The organism is Gilliamella bombi, from assembly GCF_900103255.1.
Taxonomy (GTDB): domain Bacteria; phylum Pseudomonadota; class Gammaproteobacteria; order Enterobacterales; family Orbaceae; genus Gilliamella; species Gilliamella bombi.
Map to the genome: position 1 here is coordinate 1 of NZ_FMWS01000105.1, position 571 is coordinate 571.

1 protein-coding gene is annotated in these 571 nt (G+C 39.2%); it reads right to left on the reverse strand.

Translation table 11 applies throughout. From position 1 onward, the window contains the following. Positions 1 to 571, reverse strand: a 571-nt coding sequence (locus tag B9N71_RS13150; RefSeq protein ID WP_167370121.1) for a hypothetical protein, incomplete at both ends; no start/stop codon positions are given.

A 571-nucleotide genomic window follows, 5' to 3' on the forward strand; every position in this document is an offset into this window, starting at 1 on the left:
CGCTTCATCGGCATACCATTCACTTTCATATTTTACCAGTAAATGCCCTATCAGCTCCGCTGTCCAGCTTGTTCGTAACACCGCTTTGAACTGTTCTTTGGTAAATGGATACTTATTATTTATTTCTAATAATTGCAAAAACTCTTTGACTTTATTTTTTCCCTTATCCGGTAGAAATTTCCATAAATAATGATTATAGCCAGATTGCGCTAAGATTCGTAGTACCGTTAACATCGCTTCTGTACAATCTTCAATATCTAGCCTTGTACTTCGGTTTGTACTAAGTTTCTTTGTTAATTCACTTGTTGTTGCTTTTTCTTCTATCGTTTCAAACCCAGGCCAGTGCCATGGACTACGCCGTTTGATATGCGCTTGTGCATTGTGTTTTATATTCACCCAACCTTGTATTGGTAGCATTTGCTCATCAAGTGCCGTCACTTGGACCCATTTTGTGTTTTCATCCTCTATCGCTATCAAGCCATCCCGCTCTAATGAACTTAGGGACACGGTACGAGGGTAACATAACGTATTGCGTTTTTTTTCCTGAGGGGAAAGGCTGTTATCTAATGAT